At 37.1% G+C, this 19,475-nt stretch carries 18 protein-coding genes and 1 pseudogene; 9 read left to right on the forward strand and 10 right to left on the reverse strand.

Annotation, left to right across the window (positions count from 1 at the left end; translation table 11 throughout):
• Positions 1–84: 84 nt before the first annotated feature.
• Positions 85–1,020, forward strand: a complete 936-nt coding sequence (locus RRV45_RS04540; RefSeq protein WP_315667566.1) for a spermidine synthase — start codon at positions 85–87, stop codon at positions 1,018–1,020.
• 157 nt (positions 1,021–1,177) lie between these two features.
• On the opposite strand, the gene RRV45_RS04545 is transcribed toward RRV45_RS04540, so the two are convergent.
• Positions 1,178–1,882 carry a sortase gene (locus RRV45_RS04545; protein WP_315667567.1) on the reverse strand — a complete coding sequence of 235 codons (705 nt, stop codon included), beginning with the start codon at positions 1,880–1,882 and terminating at the stop codon, positions 1,178–1,180.
• A 3-nt stretch (positions 1,883–1,885) separates the two neighbouring features.
• On the reverse strand, positions 1,886–2,521 hold the full coding sequence (locus RRV45_RS04550) for a hypothetical protein (RefSeq protein WP_315667568.1): 636 nt from the start codon (positions 2,519–2,521) through the stop codon (positions 1,886–1,888).
• Between the two features lie 163 nt (positions 2,522–2,684).
• Between RRV45_RS04550 and RRV45_RS04555 the strand changes: the two genes are divergently transcribed.
• The gene (locus RRV45_RS04555) at positions 2,685–3,896 is read left to right on the forward strand and encodes a benzoate/H(+) symporter BenE family transporter (protein WP_315667569.1); all 1,212 of its coding nucleotides are present in this window, start codon (positions 2,685–2,687) and stop codon (positions 3,894–3,896) included.
• Positions 3,897–3,975: 79 nt separating this feature from the next.
• Positions 3,976–4,371, forward strand: a complete 396-nt coding sequence (locus RRV45_RS04560) for a hypothetical protein (protein ID WP_315667571.1) — start codon at positions 3,976–3,978, stop codon at positions 4,369–4,371.
• Between the two features lie 108 nt (positions 4,372–4,479).
• On the opposite strand, the gene RRV45_RS04565 is transcribed toward RRV45_RS04560, so the two are convergent.
• Together RRV45_RS04565 and RRV45_RS04570 are read right to left on the reverse strand one after the other, a co-directional pair.
• Positions 4,480–5,223 (reverse strand): anti-sigma factor, encoded by a 744-nt coding sequence (locus RRV45_RS04565; RefSeq protein ID WP_315667572.1) that lies wholly within the window; start codon positions 5,221–5,223, stop codon positions 4,480–4,482.
• The gene (locus tag RRV45_RS04570; RefSeq protein WP_315667573.1) at positions 5,210–5,797 is read right to left on the reverse strand and encodes an RNA polymerase sigma factor; all 588 of its coding nucleotides are present in this window, start codon (positions 5,795–5,797) and stop codon (positions 5,210–5,212) included. Before RRV45_RS04570 ends, RRV45_RS04565 begins: the two co-directional genes overlap by 14 nt.
• Positions 5,798–6,112: 315 nt before the next feature.
• Here RRV45_RS04570 and RRV45_RS22080 point away from each other — a divergent pair.
• From RRV45_RS22080 to RRV45_RS04585, 4 genes and pseudogenes are all read left to right on the forward strand, one after another.
• Positions 6,113–6,223, forward strand: a pseudogene (locus RRV45_RS22080) (LytTR family transcriptional regulator); the annotation flags it as partial.
• 272 nt (positions 6,224–6,495) lie between these two features.
• Positions 6,496–6,714 (forward strand): hypothetical protein, encoded by a 219-nt coding sequence (locus tag RRV45_RS04575; protein ID WP_315667574.1) that lies wholly within the window; start codon positions 6,496–6,498, stop codon positions 6,712–6,714.
• Positions 6,715–6,968: 254 nt separating this feature from the next.
• The gene (gene speG / locus RRV45_RS04580) at positions 6,969–7,496 is read left to right on the forward strand and encodes a spermidine N1-acetyltransferase (RefSeq protein WP_315667575.1); all 528 of its coding nucleotides are present in this window, start codon (positions 6,969–6,971) and stop codon (positions 7,494–7,496) included.
• 139 nt (positions 7,497–7,635) lie between these two features.
• Positions 7,636–8,550 (forward strand): AraC family transcriptional regulator, encoded by a 915-nt coding sequence (locus tag RRV45_RS04585; protein ID WP_315667576.1) that lies wholly within the window; start codon positions 7,636–7,638, stop codon positions 8,548–8,550.
• 33 nt (positions 8,551–8,583) lie between these two features.
• On the opposite strand, the gene RRV45_RS04590 is transcribed toward RRV45_RS04585, so the two are convergent.
• Positions 8,584–9,786, reverse strand: a complete 1,203-nt coding sequence (locus tag RRV45_RS04590; RefSeq protein WP_315667577.1) for an MFS transporter — start codon at positions 9,784–9,786, stop codon at positions 8,584–8,586.
• 167 nt (positions 9,787–9,953) lie between these two features.
• On the opposite strand from RRV45_RS04590, the gene psiE reads away from it, so the two are divergent.
• Entirely contained in the window at positions 9,954–10,373 is a 420-nt protein-coding gene (psiE, locus tag RRV45_RS04595) for a phosphate-starvation-inducible protein PsiE (RefSeq protein ID WP_315667579.1), read from the forward strand.
• Between the two features lie 69 nt (positions 10,374–10,442).
• Here psiE and argH read toward each other — a convergent pair whose 3' ends face one another.
• The 4 genes from argH to putP all read right to left on the reverse strand — a co-directional run bounded on the left by argH (position 10,443) and on the right by putP (position 16,550).
• On the reverse strand, positions 10,443–11,771 hold the full coding sequence (argH, locus tag RRV45_RS04600) for an argininosuccinate lyase (RefSeq protein ID WP_315667580.1): 1,329 nt from the start codon (positions 11,769–11,771) through the stop codon (positions 10,443–10,445).
• Positions 11,772–13,295 (reverse strand): Na+/H+ antiporter NhaC family protein, encoded by a 1,524-nt coding sequence (locus RRV45_RS04605; RefSeq protein WP_315667581.1) that lies wholly within the window; start codon positions 13,293–13,295, stop codon positions 11,772–11,774.
• Between the two features lie 166 nt (positions 13,296–13,461).
• The gene (locus RRV45_RS04610; RefSeq protein WP_315667582.1) at positions 13,462–14,748 is read right to left on the reverse strand and encodes a hypothetical protein; all 1,287 of its coding nucleotides are present in this window, start codon (positions 14,746–14,748) and stop codon (positions 13,462–13,464) included.
• A 323-nt stretch (positions 14,749–15,071) separates the two neighbouring features.
• Positions 15,072–16,550, reverse strand: a complete 1,479-nt coding sequence (gene putP / locus RRV45_RS04615) for a sodium/proline symporter PutP (protein WP_315667583.1) — start codon at positions 16,548–16,550, stop codon at positions 15,072–15,074.
• Between the two features lie 265 nt (positions 16,551–16,815).
• On the opposite strand from putP, the gene RRV45_RS04620 reads away from it, so the two are divergent.
• Positions 16,816–18,012, forward strand: coding sequence for a class I SAM-dependent rRNA methyltransferase (locus RRV45_RS04620; RefSeq protein ID WP_315667584.1), 1,197 nt, complete (start codon positions 16,816–16,818; stop codon positions 18,010–18,012).
• Between the two features lie 49 nt (positions 18,013–18,061).
• On the opposite strand, the gene gdhA is transcribed toward RRV45_RS04620, so the two are convergent.
• A complete protein-coding gene (gdhA, locus tag RRV45_RS04625; protein ID WP_315667585.1) occupies positions 18,062–19,444 on the reverse strand; it encodes an NADP-specific glutamate dehydrogenase in 1,383 nt (460 codons plus the stop codon).
• Between the last annotated feature and the right edge of the window lie 31 nt (positions 19,445–19,475).

Raw genomic sequence — 19,475 nt, forward strand, 5'->3', positions numbered from 1 at the left:
TTTATAAAGGTGTTATGGACTTTAGGAGCTTTTATTAGGTGTTTGAATAGGACTAAAAAAATGAAGAATAAAGGAGTGATACCTGTGAATCAATCATATTCGAATTGGTGGTATACGAGGAATTCTATCAGGGATTATATAAGTGAGGAAGAAGAGCCGGAGGGTGAATACCGCATTATTAAAAAAATTAATACCCCAACCCAAAGGATCGCTCTTGTCGATCATAAAGGTGAAATGTTGATTTATAGCAATGGATATGTCATGTTTGGCACAACATATGATGACAATTTATATGCTGAGGCGTTGGTGCACATTCCAATGTCTGCTGCAAGCGATAGAAAGAAGGTTCTAATCATTGGTGGAGGCGGTGGAATAACGACCCGCGAGGCACTTCGCTATTCTGAAGTAGAGAAAATCACTACGCTCGACATCGATGAAGTGATGATTGATTTTGGCAAAAATTTAGAGCCATTAGTCAAATTTAATAAAGGTTCAATGAATCATCCTAAAGTTCAAACAGTAGTTGAAGACGGCAGAAAATTCATAGAGGATAACAGAGAAAAGTGGGATGTTATTATTATTGACCTTCCCGAGCCAACCTTTAATAGTCTTGAGCTCTCCCGCCTCTACAGCAAAGAGTACTACAGCCTTTTGAAAGACCGTTTAAAACCAGGAGGAGCAATATCTGTAGCTTGTTCTGCTCCATCTTGGATGCCTGAATACTTTTGGAGTATACAGGCAACTCTCAAAAAAGCTGGGTTCTATGTACTGCCATACCATAATTTCATTTTGGAAGACTGTGAAGATTGGGCATTTTGTCTAGCAACAACTTCACCTGTTAAAGCAATAGATTTACGCAATTTAGTTCCAAAAAAGTTCCTGTCACGTGAACGGCTAAAAGACATAGTACACATCCCGCTCCATTTTGTGAATACCAAAAAAATAGGAAGGGTCCAAACAGACAGCAACACGGTTTTGGCTGAAATAGTTAGTGAAAATGATGAGAGCTCGAGTTCATAGATTACTATTTTGGGCAAATACAACAAACAGGCAATTACGTGCATTATAATGGCTCCTTCCCTTTTTACAAAAAGATAGAATCCCTCAAATATTTGAGGGATTCTACCATTTACTGGTTAATAGACTATTTCTGAGACCCCTTTTGATTCAGAATGTCTTATTTCTGTTTTAATTCGCTTTTTATTAGAGCGGCTTCTACAAATAAACGCTTATCTGTTAAATAGAGGGCATCCAAAGGATAGCAAGTTTCGAGTGCAATGGCTGGATAGGCCATATTGGGCAGTGAATCGTTAACGCTTAAAATACGCTGCCCTGTTACAGAAAAGGTAAACACACCTTGTTCAGTTGTTACAGTAAATTCCATCCCCTTTTTCAGCTGATCTAGATGGCGAAAGATTGATGTATTGTGTGCTGCTACGATACTCGTTCCGATTTGTCCTGGTAATACACTATCGGGCAGATGCCCTGGGGCTTTAGCTAACTCTTTCTGGCCAGTTCCTTCTAAAATAGCTTCCTGAATCCTAAGGTGTGGAATGGAAAGCATCCCAATGATCTCTCCGGTTTGCCGTTTTATGGTTAGCTCTGGGGCTGGTTCAGGGAACAATCCAGTTTGATAGATTTTAAGAATAGTCTCAGTTTCATTCATAGTGGTGATTGCTTCCTGTACTGCTTGTAGGTCTCCGGTAATTTCTTGTGATGGCTCTGCTGAGGAATTTTCTTGTATGAACAGCGATTGAGCTTCTTCCTGCAAGACTTGGGACATAGCTTTCGAATAGCCTAATTGAAAAAAAGGGAAAAGGAGGACAAATAGACCTAAAGTTACTAATCCTCCAGATACCTTCATAAGTGTTTTTTGATACATCGTTTAATTCATACGGCGGCGCGCTAACAAAGGCAGGACAAGCCCTGCAAAAAGGAGGGCAGAACCTCCAATGGCCCATGTCGTCATATTCATTCCTGTCACTGGTGAAGTGGCGTTCTTTACTGGAGCTGCAGGAGAAGTAACAGCCCAGCCAACTGGTGCACCTTTAATCGGATGAGACAACGTAGTTCCTTCGATTGTTGCAGGTACTTTATTTAAAGAGAAGGTGCCATCTACTAAAGTGTCATAGTATTTGCTTCCTGAATTCACTTTTTCATCTGTATAGCTAAACATGACTGCTTTTTCAAACATGCCTATTAATTCATTCGTTGAAAGATCTGTCACTCTGAAAGCGAAATTCATTAAAACAGTTTCACCTTCAGGAGCATTCTTTTGGAAATCAGCTAATGGACCTTCTAAAATTTGAAACTTTACTGGGTTTAAGAATGTCCCCTCTGGAATATCAATTTTGACATTTCCATATGTAATGGAATCAGCTTTGCCAGGATCAATCTCTTTCTCAGCAACTACATTAGGGAAGCCAATCGTTTGGAAATCAGGCACTGCAGCAAAGGCCGAAGTAGCCAGCAGCGAAAGAGCCATCAACACCATCACCAAAGTAAAAGTTAAACGTCTCATACACACACTCTCCTAAATAAATTTTTTATTGTCTTTCATTTAAGTAAACGATGCGTTTTAATAAACGGTTTGCTATTTTGAAAAATATTTTTAAATTATTTGACAATTGCACCATTCTGCTCTAATGATAGTTAGTAATAATGAAGGTTCAGGGGTGGATCAAGTGGGATTGCCAAAAGAAAAACAAAGTGAGTTTCTTCCGGAGGGGAGTTTGGGAAATGGAAAGATTCTTCATGACGTTACAGGAGAAAACATCTCATCGGGCTTGATTTCTAGTACATTGGTTATGACAGGGCCAGCAATTATTATATTGCAGGCTGCGGCTGCTGGAGGGTTTACAGATCAGCAGACAATAAGCTGGATGTTTGCTGTTTATTTTTTTGGAGGACTGTTTGGATTGCTTATGGCCTTGCGTTACAGGATCCCGATTACGGGAGGTCACTCTATTACGGGTGTTGCTTTTTTAGCCACGGTCACCGCACAATTTACCTACCCACAGCTAATAGGCAGTTATGTGCTTTCAGGATTACTGATTCTTTTAATCGGGGTTTCAGGACTTTTTACAAAGATTATTAAATGGGTTCCGAAAGAGGTAATAGCAGCGATGCTTGGGGGACTTGTAACTGGATATGTGGTGGAATTGGTTCCTGCTGTTAAGTCTATGCCGTTAGTAGGCGGAGCTGCGGTACTCAGTTTCTTCATTTGTTCAAGGTATTTGAAGCGGTTCCCGCCGGTTTTGGCTGCTGTCATAGTGGCATTTATTTCGCTGTTACTGACGGAGAAGCTGGAACCGGCAAAGGAAATTGCCTTTTTCCTGCCTTCTCTGCAGATGCCAGAGTTTACTTGGATCGGCATGCTGACGGTGGCGCTTCCTCTTGCCATGCTGATTTTGAGCAATGATGCTGCACCGGGAATAGGTGCTCTAGAGAGCGCTCATTATGAGCCGCCAATTCGAAAAATTATTTCCTTTAGCGGGCTATTTTCTATTATTGCAAGTTTTTTCGGCGGTCAAAGTGCCAATATTGCCGGTATGATGACAGCCATAAGTTCTGGACCCGATTCAGGTCCGCGTTCAAAAAGATATATGGCGTCGATTGTATCAGGAGTTGTCATTTTACTTTTTGGAATTTTCGCGTGGAAAATTGTTCCGTTTATTCAATCATTGCCACAAGCTTTTGTTTCCTTGCTCGCTGGATTTGCCCTGATTGGTGTTTTACATTCCAGCATTCAAATGGGATTTTCTGAGAACCGATATCGTTTAAGTGCAATGGCTGCCTTTATTGTAACGATGTCTGGTGTATCATTTTTGCATATTAGTGCACCTGTATGGGGACTTGTCTTTGGTGCGGTGCTGGCAAGAACGATTGAGAAATGATCAATATGCTAAAAAATGAGAATATCCTTTCCTATTTCACAATAAGATGAAGTAGAATGTGTGGAATGAGGGGATATAATTGAGTAATCAGAATGCCTTAATTACAAGAGAGATGCTAGCCAATTATAATGAATTAAATCGCAGGAAGAAGGAAATTGAAACACAGTTGGATGAATTGAAGAAGGTTTTTAACCAATATTTTGACATGGCATTTGGGAAAAATGAAAAAGGTGAACTAACTGTAAATGAATATAAACTTCAAAGACAAATAAGAATAACCGAGAAATATGAACAAGTATCAACAGTTCATAGATTAGAAGAATTGAATCTGATGGACCTTATCCAGAAGAAGCCTGATGAGGCAAAAATAAAATCTGCTTTAAATTTAGGATTATTAATGGATGAAGATATAGAGGGCTGTAAGATTATTAATACGAGCCAGGCCATTTATGTGAAATGTGCAGATCCAAAATAGTCAGAGTGGGTTGATGTATAATAGGCATAAGACGAGCCTCATAGTTTGGTGATGGACACCTTCCTATGAGGCTCGTTTTGTGCAAAAATAGAGGAAAGGTTCTTAGAGTTATAAGGTCCCCATTACTTTTTGTCCCTTAGGCTGCGTGTTGCCAGTATTCGGTTCTAGTGTAATTCCAATATCATCAAAAGTGTGGTCTTTCGGCAGCTGGTAGGTGATTAAGCCATTCCCGTTTTGATCAGGCTTTAAAATACCCGCGTTATGACGGTTCCCATTTTTTAAAAGCCATACTTGATAAACTTCATCGTTTTCCGTCATCGGCATATTGTTTAACTCAATAATGAGATTTGTGTTTTGACCTTCTTGTAAAAGGTAGGCAATACCACTTGCTGAAGCAGCTAAATCCTGTCCTTTTAAATCGATCGTTCTTACAATTTGTGCAGGGGATAAAGCTTTATTTTCTAATGCTGTAATGGATTCTTTCAATTGCAGGTTATTCCAAAGCAATCCGATTAGACCTATTGCTAAAACGGTCATTATCCCTGCAGATAATGGTGAAAAATGCTTAGCTAACATTCCTTTTAATTGTTCAAAAAAACTTTGCTTTTTATTAACTTGTGTTTGCATATTGTTTTCCACAAAAATAAAATTCATTACCTCATCTTTTAAGGAATCAGGAACCTCTGTTTCTTCGATATCATAAGAGAGCATTTGCCACGTTTCCTGAAAGGAATTGACTTCATTTCGACAATGGGCACAAGTGTTTAGATGTTTTTCAAATTGTTCTTGTTCATATCCTGATAACTGATCAGTGATAAATAAAGACAGGTTTTCGCATTTATTTTTTTCCATGCTGAACACCTTCCGTTTCTTCATTGAAATACTTCCGCAGCTTCTTCAGAGTTTGATGAAGCCTGCTTTTTATCGTCCCAAGCGGTTTTTGTTCAAGCTCGGCAATTTCGCTTAAGGAGTAACCTTCCCAGTATAATAAATTGATTAAGCGCTGCTGTGGTTCTGAGAGCTGTTGCTTCGCTTCTTGAACTTGATGCTTTAACAGATTTTTTGAAACTTGCTGCGATACACCTTCTGTTTGTAGATCTTGAATTTGTCCCCATTCGTTTGATTCTAGCTGGATAGTTCCTGTATGCTTTTGTTCTTTCCGAATGAGATCAATCGCAATGTTTCTAGTTATGGTAAGAAGCCAATTTGGAAATTTCCCTCGTGACGAGCTATACGTTTGATTTGTTGTCCAAAGCCTGAGAAAAACATGCTGTACGATTTCCTTTGTTTTCTCTGTATCACCCTTTGACATTTTTAAGGAGAAGCTGTAGACGAGCTTTACGTAGCGATCATACAGTTCTTCAAGTGCAGGGCGATGCTTTAGGACAATTAACTCCATAAGTTCTTCATCCGTTTTCGATTTCACTGCAAGTTGTCTCTCCCTTATTAATAGCGTTTTATTAAGTATAAGACATGTACATGGCAGTTGGAATAAATAATTGGAGAGGAATAGGAACTGTCAAAAAGAGGGCTATTTCTATATGCTTGTTTAAGGTAGCATTCAGTCAGATATTCTTTAGCGGGTTAATCCTGTTACATAAGGTAACGAAGGATTCTTTTAAAAGGTTCGATTATACCTTCCTAATAAAAAAAGTGATTTAGATATACCCATATTCGTTTTATAGAATCTTCTCCAAAAACATTGTAATATTAATCTAGTTCTAATTATACTTCTGCTTGGAAGGGAACGATCGCCTATAAGGCAATTGCCACTGGTCATAAGGCTTCCGAATTTAGCAATCGAGATGTATTTGGAGTTCTATACCATGGAATGGCCGTTCCGTTTGATGATGAGCAGCTTCGGGAATATTATCAAGAAGCCCTAACAAGAGGCGGCCACACTCCTCACATATTGGAAAAAGCTCTTTCTTTCATACGGATTTTGCGAAGAATGGAACGATGCTGAAGGCTTTAGTAGAAAGTAAATAGAGATGTGAACTCTAGGCAGATTTTTGCCTAGAGTTTTTTTATAGTTTTTTTGGTCTAAATCTAGCAGCAATCTAATATTTTATATAGAGGTTACAAAATGTGTAACAAATACTATATGAAATAGGTGATCCCAAAATGTTTGCTGTTCATTTTATTGAAAACAAAAATCATTTATTATGCCAGCTGCTCAATCGTGTACCACTAGTGAACGAAGAATTAAAAATTAAAGGTCGTAAAGCAAAAGTTTCTAGTGTTAAAAGTATGGATGAAAAAAATATACATGTACAAGTAATCTTAGAGGCGGTTAAAAAAGATAAAGGGGTAATAGATCAGTCGAAAAAGAAAAAAAGGTAGGTAAAAGTAGAAGAGAGTAGGTACTAATCCCTCATTGGAAATAGTGCCTATTTTTTTAATTCCTTTTTTATGAGAGTTTGAAAACTATAAGCATTACAAATTTAAAGTTGATCACCTGTGATTTTGATTATTAATATTGGTGGAAAGGATTGGTATGGAACAGGGAGGAGCAGTTTAATAAAAATCATCTATGATAAATAATGAATTTTCGTCATAAAATAATAACGAGAAGAAAGATAACGGAGGATGAAAGTATGAGTGATGGGGTTAGATTAAGGCCGCTGGAGAGAGTGGATTTAGGATTTGTCCATAAATTAAATATCAATGCCAACGTGATGTCCTATTGGTTTGAAGAACCATATGAGGCTTTCGTTGAACTGCAGGATCTGTATGATAAACATATTCACGATCAAGGTGAACGGCGATTTATTGTGGAAAAAAGCGGGGAGATGGTCGGTCTTGTAGAATTAGTAGAAATTGATTATATCCACCGGAGAGCAGAGTTCCAAATCATTATTGATCCCAATCATCAGGGGCACGGTTATGCAAAGGCAGCAACCCAACGTGCAATGGATTATGCTTTTTCGGTATTAAACCTTTATAAACTCTATTTAATTGTAGATAAAAATAATGAAAAAGCGATTCATATTTATAAAAAACTGGGATTTCATTTTGAAGGAGAATTGATTGACGAGTTTTTTGTGGATGGCGAGTATCATAATGCTATTAGAATGTGTATGTTTCAGCATCAGTACTTGGGGAGCAATTCAATGGATGCCTAATAATTATAGATTTCCCGGCTAATGGAGAACTTTTAAAGAGTTCTTCTTTTTTTCATTCATATTAATTGACAGTAGCTAGTGCTTATCTGTTTAATAAAAATAAAATATCCTTTTTAAATAAAACCTTTAGGGGCTGGCGATGGAGATTCAGCAGTTAGAATTATTGCAGAGAACGATTGATTATATTGATGAACACATAAAAGAGGATATAAATGCTGAGGAATTAGCTAAAATAGCGGGATATTCGCCGTTTCATTTTTATCGTATTTTTCGCAATGTTCTTGGCTATACGGTGATGGATTATGTTGTAAAAAGAAAGCTGCAACATGCCTTATTTGAATTAGCCAGCGGTAAAAAGGTCCTTCAAATTGCTCTAGATTATGGATTTGATACACATGCAGGATTTACAAAAGCCTTTAAAAAATGCTTTGGAAGTCCACCCAGTTTATATAGGCTTCATTGTCCTATTTTACCTCCTCATAAATTAAATTTAAAAGACTTGTTTGAAAAGAACCTTGGCGGAATTGTTTTACAGCCTAAGATTATTACAAGACAGTCGTTCTGGGTTGCCGGAAAAAGGTTTGAAAGTTATGTTCCAAATGTTATTTACACAAGGGATGCCCCAGCCTTTTGGGATCAGGATGGCTTAAATGATGGTTCCGTTGAAAGAGCCTTATATGAAACATTGTCACCAAAAAAGCATGGAGAGTATTGTATAAATTTAACTAACGATATCCATCAAGATTATTTTACGTATTTATTTGCGGTTGAGTTAGATCATCAGGCAGAACTCCCAAGTGGATTTATGAAATTTAAAGTTCCCGAGTCTGTTTATGCCATTTTTAAAACGCCTCTTGTTGAAAAAGAACAATTCGCTTCAGCCATTAAAGGAACTTGGCGATATATTTTAGAAGATTGGCTTCCATCCTCTTCATATGAAGTGGATGAAAAGGGCTATGACTATGAATACTATGATGAACATTGCCATTATTGGGATTACGAGCGAATCTATATGGAAATCCATTTGCCGATAAAAGAAAAATCCAGGGGATAAGAACATTATCCCCTAGATTTTTTTAATATGGTCCTATAAAAAAAGGACAGGTGTTAATAAAAGAGCACTAGCCACAATGGCTGCTTTAATCGTAAAGCCTGAAGCAATAAATCCAATGACAGGACCTCCGCCGATTTGTCCAATTGCATCTACTTGGCCTTTAACTGAAAAGAATGTTGCCCGGGTTGATGAATCGGGGATCAGCTTATTTAGCCAAATATCTTCCAAAGGATACATAGCTTGTCTTGTCACTTGAATAAGAATATAAAAAACAATCAAACCTATGATGCTAGTTGAAAATGCAAAGCCGATTAATGAACTTAAAATAAGGCAGCTGCCAATAAAGAGGGATACATAGATGAGTTTCAACTGCTCATGAATATAGCTGCGATTTAAATAATGAAGTACTGTAAATGATAGTAGAACAACTACAAATTGGACTCCGCCTACTAAAATCACTAAGCTTTGATCAGATAATGCTGTTAGATTGGATGCTTCAAAGAAATGAGAAATCCATAGCCTGTCAAATCCTTCGCTGTAAAATCCGACAAACAAAGCAATAAGGAAGAGCAATCTCATCAAATAGTTAGCTCTTGAATAAACAATAATTTTCTTCATATTTCCTTTCATGTTTGCCCATGTTGATGTTCGATTCACTTTATCTAATGGCTGAAAGTTTTCTTCTTTCATAAATAGGATTAAATAAATACTAAGTCCAATCATGCATAGACCGCCAATTACAATAGGAAGATTAATCATAAAATAACCAGTAAAAATGCTTAAAGGAATCGCAATCATCTGCCCAAGATTGCCAGCCTTTGCACCTGTTATAAATGCAGAAGAAGCACGTTCTTCCCCTATTTCATCTGCAATCCATGCCTGCTGTGAACCACTTGTAAGGGTGTAACCAATTCCCCAAATGACTTGAGAAATCATAACAGCTGTAAAAAAAGGAAATAACCCCTCCACTAGAAATCCTGCTCCAATTAAACAGTACCCCATAACAATGGAAAGCTTTCGGCTTTTTAAATCCGAAATGACCCCAGTCGGAATTTCAAAAAGGAAAACAGTTAGCTCCAATACAGTTCCCACTAAAACTAACTCAATTGGAGTGAGCTTAACGATTTGCACTTGATAAAGCAAGTTCATTGTAAAAATAAAAGTAAAGAAAAATTGTGCTAAGAAACATGTGTTGATATATACCTGATATGGATTTTTTGTGCTGAATAATTTCATTTTCTTTCCCTCCTCCATTCATTATAGAAAGGAGGGAGTTGCATTTCTTTTCCAAAATTGCGATGTTAAGGAATACGAATTTTTACATGGGTTTAATAATTAATTAAAACCGCTATGTTATGTTGTGAATAGAAAGTTCCATTGAAAAAGATAAGGAGCATACTAATATGATCATTAATAAAAGAAATGTTCCAAAAATAATATTGACTGTTATTCCAAAAATATTGCAAATCTTTTTGAATGCTTCACTTGTCATTTTGGCAACTATTTTATCTTTTTTATTAATAAAAGAGTTAATCATTTTTTTTCAACTGATAATAGAAAATGACAGTAATGATTACAAGCTTTTCTTAGCTAATATTTTAATTTTCTTTCTGTATTTTGAATTTATTTCGATGATTGTTAAGTATTTCAAAGAAAATTATCATTTTCCCCTTCGATACTTTATCTATATTGGCATTACCGCAATGCTGAGACTGATTATTGTGGACCACGAAAACCCGCTTCATACACTTATTTATTCACTAGTTATTTTGGTTCTTATTATTGGATATTACATGATGCATATTACTCCAAGGACAAAATAGAATTTTGTAGGTGAATGATCATTGAAAGCAAACAGGACCAATCATTTGATTAGCCCTGTCTAAAAAAAATTATTTCGTTATTTGCTTAATAAGCTTTTTGTTTCCTTTTTCCAATATGTTTTCATAATCGATATATTCGTAAATATCATCTGAAATACTGCCACTAAACTTCGCTAGCTCTTCAATCGTTAAATCTTCAATGGCTTTCTTTTGCTCTTCGCAATAGATAATAATTTTGCCTACGATTTCATGGGCATCCCTAAATGCTGTTCCTTTGCTTACTAAATAATCGGCGACTTCAGTAGCGTTGAGGAACCCAGCTTTAATGGCCGCTTTCATGTTTTCTTCCTTAACATGAAGGGTATCAATCATTTTTGCCATGATTTCAAGGCAATCCATCACAGTGTCAAGAGAATCGAAAAACTGTTCTTTATCTTCTTGCATATCTTTGTTATAAGTGAGCGGCAAGCCCTTCAGCGTCGTTAATAATGAGAAAAGAGAGCCATATACTCTGCCTGTTTTTCCTCTAATTAATTCAGCCGCATCGGGATTTTTCTTTTGCGGCATGATACTGCTGCCGGTAGAGTACGCATCGTCCATTTCGATAAATTTGAATTCTTGGCTGCTCCAAAGAATCAGTTCTTCACTTAAACGGCTCAAGTGCATCATCGTAATGGAAAAGCTGGACATAAGCTCAAGCAAATAATCACGATCACTCACACCATCTAAGAAGTTGTCTACTGGTTTTGAAAAACCTAATAGATCAGTCGTGATTTGACGGTTGATATTATGTGTCGTACCAGCTAATGCCCCACAGCCAAGCGGGTTTTCATCTAAAATTTCGATGGCATTTTCGATTCTCTTTTTATCACGGCTAAACATTTGCACGTATGCACCTAGATGGTGACTGAAAGTAACAACCTGTGCTCGCTGCAAATGGGTATATCCAGGCATAATGACATTATTGCTCGCAGCTTTCTCATTTAATGAATCAATAAGCTGTTGCAGCACAGTCATGACTTCCTTAGCTTTGTTTTTTGCGTAAAGTCTCATGTCAACAGCGACTTGGTCATTCCGGCTTCTAGCTGTATGAAGCTTCTTCCCGGTTTCACCAATTCTTTGTGTCAAATTCATTTCCACAAATGAGTGGATATCTTCATAATCGCCTTCTACTTTTAACAAACCTGATTCGATATCTTTTAAAATTGATTCAAGCCCGCTGATCAGCAGATTTCCCTCAGACGAAGTCAGTAAATCACATTTCACTAGCATCGATACATGTGCAATGCTTCCAGTTATATCTTCAAAATATAGTCGATGGTCTACAGGCAGAGAAGTATTGAATTTCTCCATGATTTCATCTTCTCGTTTCGTGAATCGTCCACCCCATAGTTTCACTTATACCTCAACCTCTCTTCTATTCTTTCCTGTTTGTATTTTCGATAATATAAAGACAGCTACAATGAGCAATCCTAACGTCAAGATTAACGTATAGGCACTTCCCGTAATTCCAGCCACAATAAATCCAATGAGCGCAATTGATGCATTTAAGATTGCATAAGGAATTTGCGTTTTCACGTGATCGATGTGATCTGCCCCAGCCCCAGTGGACGAAAGGATAGTCGTATCAGAAATTGGAGAACAGTGATCCCCAAAGATTCCTCCAGATAGGACAGCTCCAATACAAACTAATAAATGTGCATCAAGTCCGATTGCCATTGGAATCGCAATTGGAAGCATAATCGCGAATGTTCCCCAAGATGTTCCAGATGCAAGGGAAATGACAACCCCTACGAGGAATAAAATAGCAGGGATAATGAATGACGGAACATTTCCTTTCATGATTTCAACAATGAAAGTAGCTGTACCCATTTCTTTAATCACTTTACCAAGTGACCATGCAAGAACAAGTGTGATAGCAACATATCCCATTTTCTGCATGCCTGCTGTATAAATATCAAAAATTTCACCGAATTTCTTCACTTTATAAATAAGCATCAGTACGACAATCGTCACTGCAGCGAATAAATATGCCGCACTTAGAGATACTCGGAAATCGCTGCCCGGTACTGGTTTGAAAGGGAAGCCATATGAAATTAATAATCCAAATAAAGTAATGAATAATACTAATAATGGCAGCCAAATTAAGATCGCTCGTCCACCTTGAGCAGCTTCTTCGAATTTCTCAGATCTTCTAAGCGGCTTAGACTCTGGCCAATACAGTTGTCCAGTTTGTTGGACCCTTCTTTCAGCTTTTGCCATCGGACCAAAATCTAATTTAGTTAGCGCAACAAGTGGGACCATGGAAACAGCTAATATCGCATAAAACTGAAATGGAATAACTTGAATAAGCGTACTAAACTCAGATGTTGTAATGTTTAACGCATCAAATTCTGTTTTTATTAATCCCATGATGTAAACACCCCATCCGATGAAAGGGATTAATACAGCAACTGGGGATGAGGTAGAATCAATGATCCAGGCGAGCTTTTCTCGTGAGATTTTCGCTTTATCGAAAATCTTATCAAACACAGGTCCTACGATTAGAGGTGTACCTAAATCGGAGAAGAAAATGATAATTCCGCCGAACCATGCGGATATTTGTGTTTTTGCTCTCGTGTTAATGAATTTTGTCACGTTTGAGGCGAGTGCAGCTCCTCCGCCTGATTTCTCCATTAACGCCACAAATCCGCCAATGAAGAATAGTAAAACTAATATAGCGGCATTGTACCCATCAGCTACGATTGGAAAATAGTAATTTCCGATCGTTTCCATAGTTGCTTTTAATGGGTTTCCTCCTATTATAATAAGTACTCCGATATAAGCCCCGGAGAAGAGGGACACGATTACATTTTTTGTAATGATAGCAAGAATAACTGCAAGAATAGGTGGTATCAAAGACACCCAGCCAAAATGCTCCATAAGTAAATCTCCCCTTAAGTGAATTACATAAAAGGGTAAATATTTAGAATTTACCCTAAAAGAATTATATTTTAACATGCCTTTGAAAAGCAATAACTTTTTTTATAGTACTCAATTTTGCTGGTTTTATTAGTTTAAATAATAAAGACCGTTGAGGTATTTATTCTCAACAGTCTTTAACTACTTTATTAGACGAATTTGTCAATTTGTATATGCGCCTTGGTCTACCCCTTACAGGGTTTGGTTCCATTCCGATGTATTCAGCTAAGCCAGCATCACATAGGTCCTCTATAAAACGCCTTGTATTTCTTTCATCTTTGGAAAGTTGAACTGAAATGTCTTTCACTGTAAAATCTTTAATTCCTGAATTTCTTATAAAAGCAAATAACTCAATATAATGTTTCACATTGATTTTCGCGTTTTTGAGCTTAGTCATGAAATCTTTATCATTAAAGTATGGAAATTCAATCGTTTCGATATGTTCACTTTTAGCCTCCACGACTTCGCCATTTTCCTGTACAAAAATAATGGAGCCAAACCTCTCTTTGGATTGTCTTAGCGCGTTGTTTGCATTCAACTCTGCAGAAAAAACAGTTTCACCAAAACCAATACCTACACCGACCTTTAATCCAGATATTAATATTAAATTGTTTACTGCCACCTTAATCTTTGGTAATCCCCGCTCACAGTCGCCACGTGAACTAAATATTAAATAGCGCCCAAGTCCTTTTTCTATGAGTGAACCATTTAAGTGTTCACTTAAGTTTATTAAAGTTTCCTTTAATTTCAATTCTAAAAACTGTAATTGATAAGTTTGTTTTGAGCTTTTGAAATGATTTTCTAAATGATCCATTTCAAATAGCTGAACGGCAACTTGGGAGTCTTTAAAGTAGAATGTTTTTATTTTTTCAGAAAGAATGTTTAATGTATGTTGAATTTCAATATCACTTGTTGAAATTCTGAATGCAGGAACACCTAATTCCTTCAGGTGGACATATACTTCTTCAAAGCAGGTAATTGCCCCTTTCGTTTTTCCAAGTTCCCATAATTGACTATGGAAACTTATTAATTCCTCTGTGGAAGTCATTTCAGAAAAAGTTTTCACAAATATGTTAGTAGGTTTTATTGTGAGTTGGTTTAATGCGGTCTCCAAATGACTGGTTGATATCTCATCTATACTAAATTGATCGAATAAAGTTCCCGTTGTGTGGGCGAACTCTAACAGACCTTTGAAAATCCCAGCTTCGGTATGTTCGATAAAAATTAGTTTTTCTGAATTTCCTTCCGTTCTACATGCTATGTTATAGGAAATTCTTCCTGAAAAAATCCACAAATCAACACTATTCATATTATTTTTAATAATATCTTCAGTCTCTCTAACCTTTTTGTATGGAAACGTTAAAAAAATTGCATCTAAAATTAACCCTTCGGCAATATGTATTATTCTTTCCACAGTGGAATGTGGTCCAACGAGCCCCACTCTAAGCATGAATAAAGCACTCCTTTAAAAATAACTTACAAAGCAGAAATCTGTCTTAATCATACACATTATTTTGAAAATTTTTAAGTTCATTTAATAAAAAACTTAAGCCTTCACAAAGTATTTACTCAGCTTTTACTGAAAATGTTTTTTGGTTTTTCTTTTTAATCAGTTCCTCCTGTGAAGATTATTTGACAGATTCCGAGAGATTTCCCGGGAAAATGTTCAACTTATGTAATATAACGCTGAATTAAAGCAAGAAAAAATCCTCCCTTTAAAAAAGGAGGATTTTTCTATCATTCACTCGTTAGTAACCTAACGCTTTCATCAAACTCTTTCTCAATAACCTCGTTGCGTTTATATGTTATTAAGCTGACAACATAGGTAAGGATTAAGTTGATGATAAAGCCTGGTACGATTTCGTAGAGGGTATCTCCAAGGCCGGCATTTTTCCAAATGATAACCGTTAAAGCACCAGCGATCATACCAACAATCGCTCCCCAGTTCGTCATCTTCTTCCAGTATAAGCTTAAAATAATAGTTGGACCGAATGCTGCTCCGAAGCCAGCCCATGCATAAGCAACTAGACCTAAAATCGTATCATTTTGTTCCCAAGCAAGTACTGCAGCAATAACTGCCACAGCTAAAACTGCCATACGGCCAAAGAAGACATATTCTTTATCAGTACCATCTTTTCTTAATAATACTTTATATAAATCTTCAGTTAACGCACTTGATGTTACAATTAATTGAGACGAAATCGTGCTCATGATGGCTGCTAGAACAGCAGCTAATAAGAATCCTGCAAAAAGAGGATGGAAGACAATTTGACCTAAAGTTAGGAAAATAGCTTCAGGATTGTCTAACGTATATTGTGGATTCTTATAGAAAAATGCAAGCCCAATTAAAGCTGTGAAGATAGTTCCTAATAAAGAGAAAATCATCCAGCCGATACCGATGCGGCGAGCACTTTTTGTTTCTTTAACTGATGTAATTGCCATAAAGCGAACGATAATATGAGGCTGACCAAAATAGCCTAATCCCCATGCCATCGCGGAGATGATTCCAATCGTTGTTGTACCTTTAAAGAAATCAAGTAATGTCGGATCAATTTCTCTAACAGTAGCGAAAGTTTCACCCAATCCGCCTGTTTGTGATAAGGCCAAAATTGGGACAAGCAGTAATGCAACTAACATCATTAGCCCCTGAATAAAGTCAGTGTAGCTTACTGCCAGGAAGCCGCCAAATAACGTATAGGCAACAACTACTCCTGAAACAATTAAAAGACCTGTATGGTATCCAGTGCCAAACGAGCTTTTGAAAAATACTGCTCCTGCTACCATTCCTGAAGACACATAGAATGTAAAGAAAATAAGAATAACAATTCCGGAAACAATTCTTAATAATTTCGTTGTGTCTTTAAAACGATTTTCAAGATAGCCTGGAATAGTAATGGAATCATTTGCTACCTGTGTATAAGTTCGTAGTCTAGGTGCGACAAGCAGCCAGTTCAAATAGGCGCCAATGGTTAATCCAATAGCAATCCAAGCATCTGCTAAACCGCTTACATAAATTCCGCCAGGCAATCCCATTAAAAGCCAACCACTCATATCTGCTGCTCCAGCACTAAGAGCTGTAACTGCAGGACCAAGAGAACGACCGCCAAGCATATAATCAGTTAGATCACTTGTTTTTCGATATGAATACCAGCCAATTAAGAGCATAGCTGCCATATAAATACCGATGGAAACAAGCTGAAGACCTGTATCTGACATTTACATCCCTCCAATTTTTTTGAAAAAATTTAATAAACTAAGAAAAAAGACTATTCGTATTCTAACACTATTCGACATAAAATGCGATGTTAAATTTTTTCAAAAATAGAACACGAAAAATTCTGAAAAATTTTATCTCCCTGAATAAAATTATTTCCTATCTAGGTTTAATTAATTTTAGAAGCTGTGAAATAAATCAATTTGGTGTATATGCTCACAAGTGATAATATCTATACATGAAGTAAATAAATGATTGGGTGAACAAATGAAAAACGAAATATCTTTAAAAGTGAAATCTGTATATGTAAGGAATTTCCAAACTGGTTATCCTCTAATTACTGAGGATGCATTTGTCAAAATGCCAGTTGATATTGAAGAAGGAACGATTATTAACTTGTTGGATGAGAAAAATCGGTATTTGGCTACAGGTTATTTTGGCAAGCAAAATAAGGGCAGGGGCTGGATATTAAGCAGAAATCAGCAGGAATTAATTGATCAGGACTTTTTTGAAACGAAGCTAAAAAAAGCATTAGATAACAGAAAAGTTTTTTTTGATGACAAGGATACAACCGCCTTTCGTGTTTTCAATGGCGAAGGTGATGGAATTGGCGGAATGACGATTGACTATTTTGCTGGTTACTATTTAGCTACTTGGTATAGTGAAGGGATCTATCAGTTTAAAAATGATATTTTACAAGCTTTATTCAAGGTAGCAGATGTGAAAGGGGTTTACGAAAAGAAGCGGTTTGACGTGAAGGGAACTTATATAGAGGATGATGATTTTGTTGCAGGGGAGCGCGCTGTCTTTCCTCTCATTGTAAAAGAAAATGGCATCAACTTCGCGGTCTATCTGAATGATGGGGCCATGGTGGGTGTTTTCTTGGACCAAAGGAATGTCCGCAAGGCAATACGTGATAAGTATGCTAAAGGCAAAACGGTATTAAATACTTTTTCCTATACAGGAGCATTTTCTGTAGCAGCTGCTTTAGGCGGGGCCGCGAAAACAACAAGTGTGGACCTTGCCAACCGCAGTAAGAGCAAGACGATTGAGCAGTTCAGTGTGAACAATATTGATTATGAAGCGCATGAAATAATTGTGGAGGATGTATTTAATTATTTTAAATATGCTGTTCGAAAGCAATTAAAATTTCAAATGGTCATTCTTGATCCTCCAAGCTTTGCACGTTCTAAGAAACATACCTTTAGTGCAGGGAAGGATTATCCGGCTTTACTCGAGCAAGCAATTCAACTAACTGATAGCAACGGAATTATCGTTGCCTCAACGAATTGCAGTACGTTTGATATGAAAAAATTCAAGGGGTTTATTGAAAAGGCATTTAAGCAAACAGGAAGTAAATATACGATTCTTGATGAATTTAGTCTTCCTGAGGATTTTAAGACGATAAAGGAATTTAAAGAAGGCAATTATCTTAAAGTGGCGATTATCAGAAAGTTGACTTAAAAAGTAAATGGATGCATTAGTATCCCCTAATGCACCCCCCTTTTTTCTATTAAACAACTCCCTGTACAATCATAGCATTAGCCACACGAATAAAGCCTGCGATGTTTGAACCGATAACTAGATTGCCTGGATAGCCATATTCTTCAGCCGCATTGACGGTGTTGCGGTAAATATTTTTCATGATTTGATGAAGTTTTTCATCTACTTCTTCAAACGTCCATGCAATTCTTGCACTATTTTGTGACATTTCGAGTGCTGAAACAGATACCCCACCTGCATTTGCGGCTTTTCCTGGTGCAAAGAGGATATCATTCTTTAGAAACACATCGATCGCTTCTAGGTTAGACGGCATATTGGCTCCTTCACCGACTGCCTTGACACCATTAGCTACAAGAATTTTTGCAGAGCACTCATCTATTTCGTTTTGAGTCGCACATGGAAGGGCGATATCACATGGGATCGACCAGATACCAGAACATCCTTCAACGAATTGTGCATGAGGGTGTTCATAGACATATTCAAGTATTCTCTTGCCCTCAACCTCTTTTAAGCGTTTAACAGTTTCAAGGTTTAACCCATTTTCATCATAAATATACCCATTGGAATCACTGCATGCCACTACCTTAGCACCTAATTGCATGGCTTTTTCGATCGCATAGATTGAAACATTCCCTGATCCAGATACAATCACAGTGCTTCCATTAAAGCTATGGCCTTTATCTCTTAACATTTCTTCAACAAAATAAACAAGGCCATATCCTGTTGCTTCTTTACGTGCTAAACTTCCACCGTATTCAAGCCCTTTTCCTGTTAGAACACCAGCTTCATAGGCGCCGCGAAGTCGCTTGTATTGACCGAACATATAGCCAATTTCTCTTGCGCCAACTCCAATATCTCCTGCTGGAACATCAGTATCAGGACCAATATGCTTATATAGTTCAATTATAAAGCTTTGAGTAAAACGCATGATTTCGCCATCTGATTTTTCCTTCGGATCAAAATCTGCCCCGCCTTTTGCTCCTCCAATTGGGAGACCAGTTAAGGAATTTTTGAAGATTTGTTCAAAACCGAGGAATTTAATGATGCTGGAATTTACGGTAGGATGAAAACGAATGCCGCCTTTATAGGGGCCGAGGGTACTGCTGTACTGGACACGAAATCCGCGATTTACTTGTACCTTTCCTTTATCATCAGTCCATGGAACACGGAAGGTAATCACCCTTTCAGGTTCAACAATTCTTTCGAGAATGTTTTGCTCCATATATTTAGGGTGTTTAGAAAATACAGGTAATAGTGAATCAAAGATTTCTTCAACAGCTTGATGAAATTCTGATTCATACGGATTTCTGATTTTCACCTTTTCAAATACTTCATTTACATAATTAACGGCTACTTTTGACTCGTTATTTCTCACTTCCTCTATAGTTTGCATAATGATCAATTCCCCTCTGTATAAATTAAGT

It is taken from the genome of Bacillus sp. DTU_2020_1000418_1_SI_GHA_SEK_038 (genome assembly GCF_032341175.1).
Lineage (GTDB): Bacteria > Bacillota > Bacilli > Bacillales > Cytobacillaceae > Cytobacillus.

What these genes read in the sequence shown, in the direction of transcription:
- RRV45_RS04545 (WP_315667567.1), bottom strand. Translation starts at nt 1,882, where the DNA reads ATGTATCAAAAAACACTTATGAAGGTATCTGGAGGATTAGTAACTTTA.
- RRV45_RS04550 (WP_315667568.1), bottom strand. Translation starts at nt 2,521, where the DNA reads ATGAGACGTTTAACTTTTACTTTGGTGATGGTGTTGATGGCTCTTTCG.
- RRV45_RS04565 (WP_315667572.1), bottom strand. Translation starts at nt 5,223, where the DNA reads ATGGAAAAAAATAAATGCGAAAACCTGTCTTTATTTATCACTGATCAG.
- RRV45_RS04575 (WP_315667574.1), top strand. Translation starts at nt 6,496, where the DNA reads ATGTTTGCTGTTCATTTTATTGAAAACAAAAATCATTTATTATGCCAG.
- speG (WP_315667575.1), top strand. Translation starts at nt 6,969, where the DNA reads ATGAGTGATGGGGTTAGATTAAGGCCGCTGGAGAGAGTGGATTTAGGA.
- RRV45_RS04585 (WP_315667576.1), top strand. Translation starts at nt 7,636, where the DNA reads ATGGAGATTCAGCAGTTAGAATTATTGCAGAGAACGATTGATTATATT.
- RRV45_RS04590 (WP_315667577.1), bottom strand. Translation starts at nt 9,786, where the DNA reads ATGAAATTATTCAGCACAAAAAATCCATATCAGGTATATATCAACACA.
- psiE (WP_315667579.1), top strand. Translation starts at nt 9,954, where the DNA reads ATGATCATTAATAAAAGAAATGTTCCAAAAATAATATTGACTGTTATT.
- RRV45_RS04605 (WP_315667581.1), bottom strand. Translation starts at nt 13,295, where the DNA reads ATGGAGCATTTTGGCTGGGTGTCTTTGATACCACCTATTCTTGCAGTT.
- putP (WP_315667583.1), bottom strand. Translation starts at nt 16,550, where the DNA reads ATGTCAGATACAGGTCTTCAGCTTGTTTCCATCGGTATTTATATGGCA.
- RRV45_RS04620 (WP_315667584.1), top strand. Translation starts at nt 16,816, where the DNA reads ATGAAAAACGAAATATCTTTAAAAGTGAAATCTGTATATGTAAGGAAT.
- gdhA (WP_315667585.1), bottom strand. Translation starts at nt 19,444, where the DNA reads ATGCAAACTATAGAGGAAGTGAGAAATAACGAGTCAAAAGTAGCCGTT.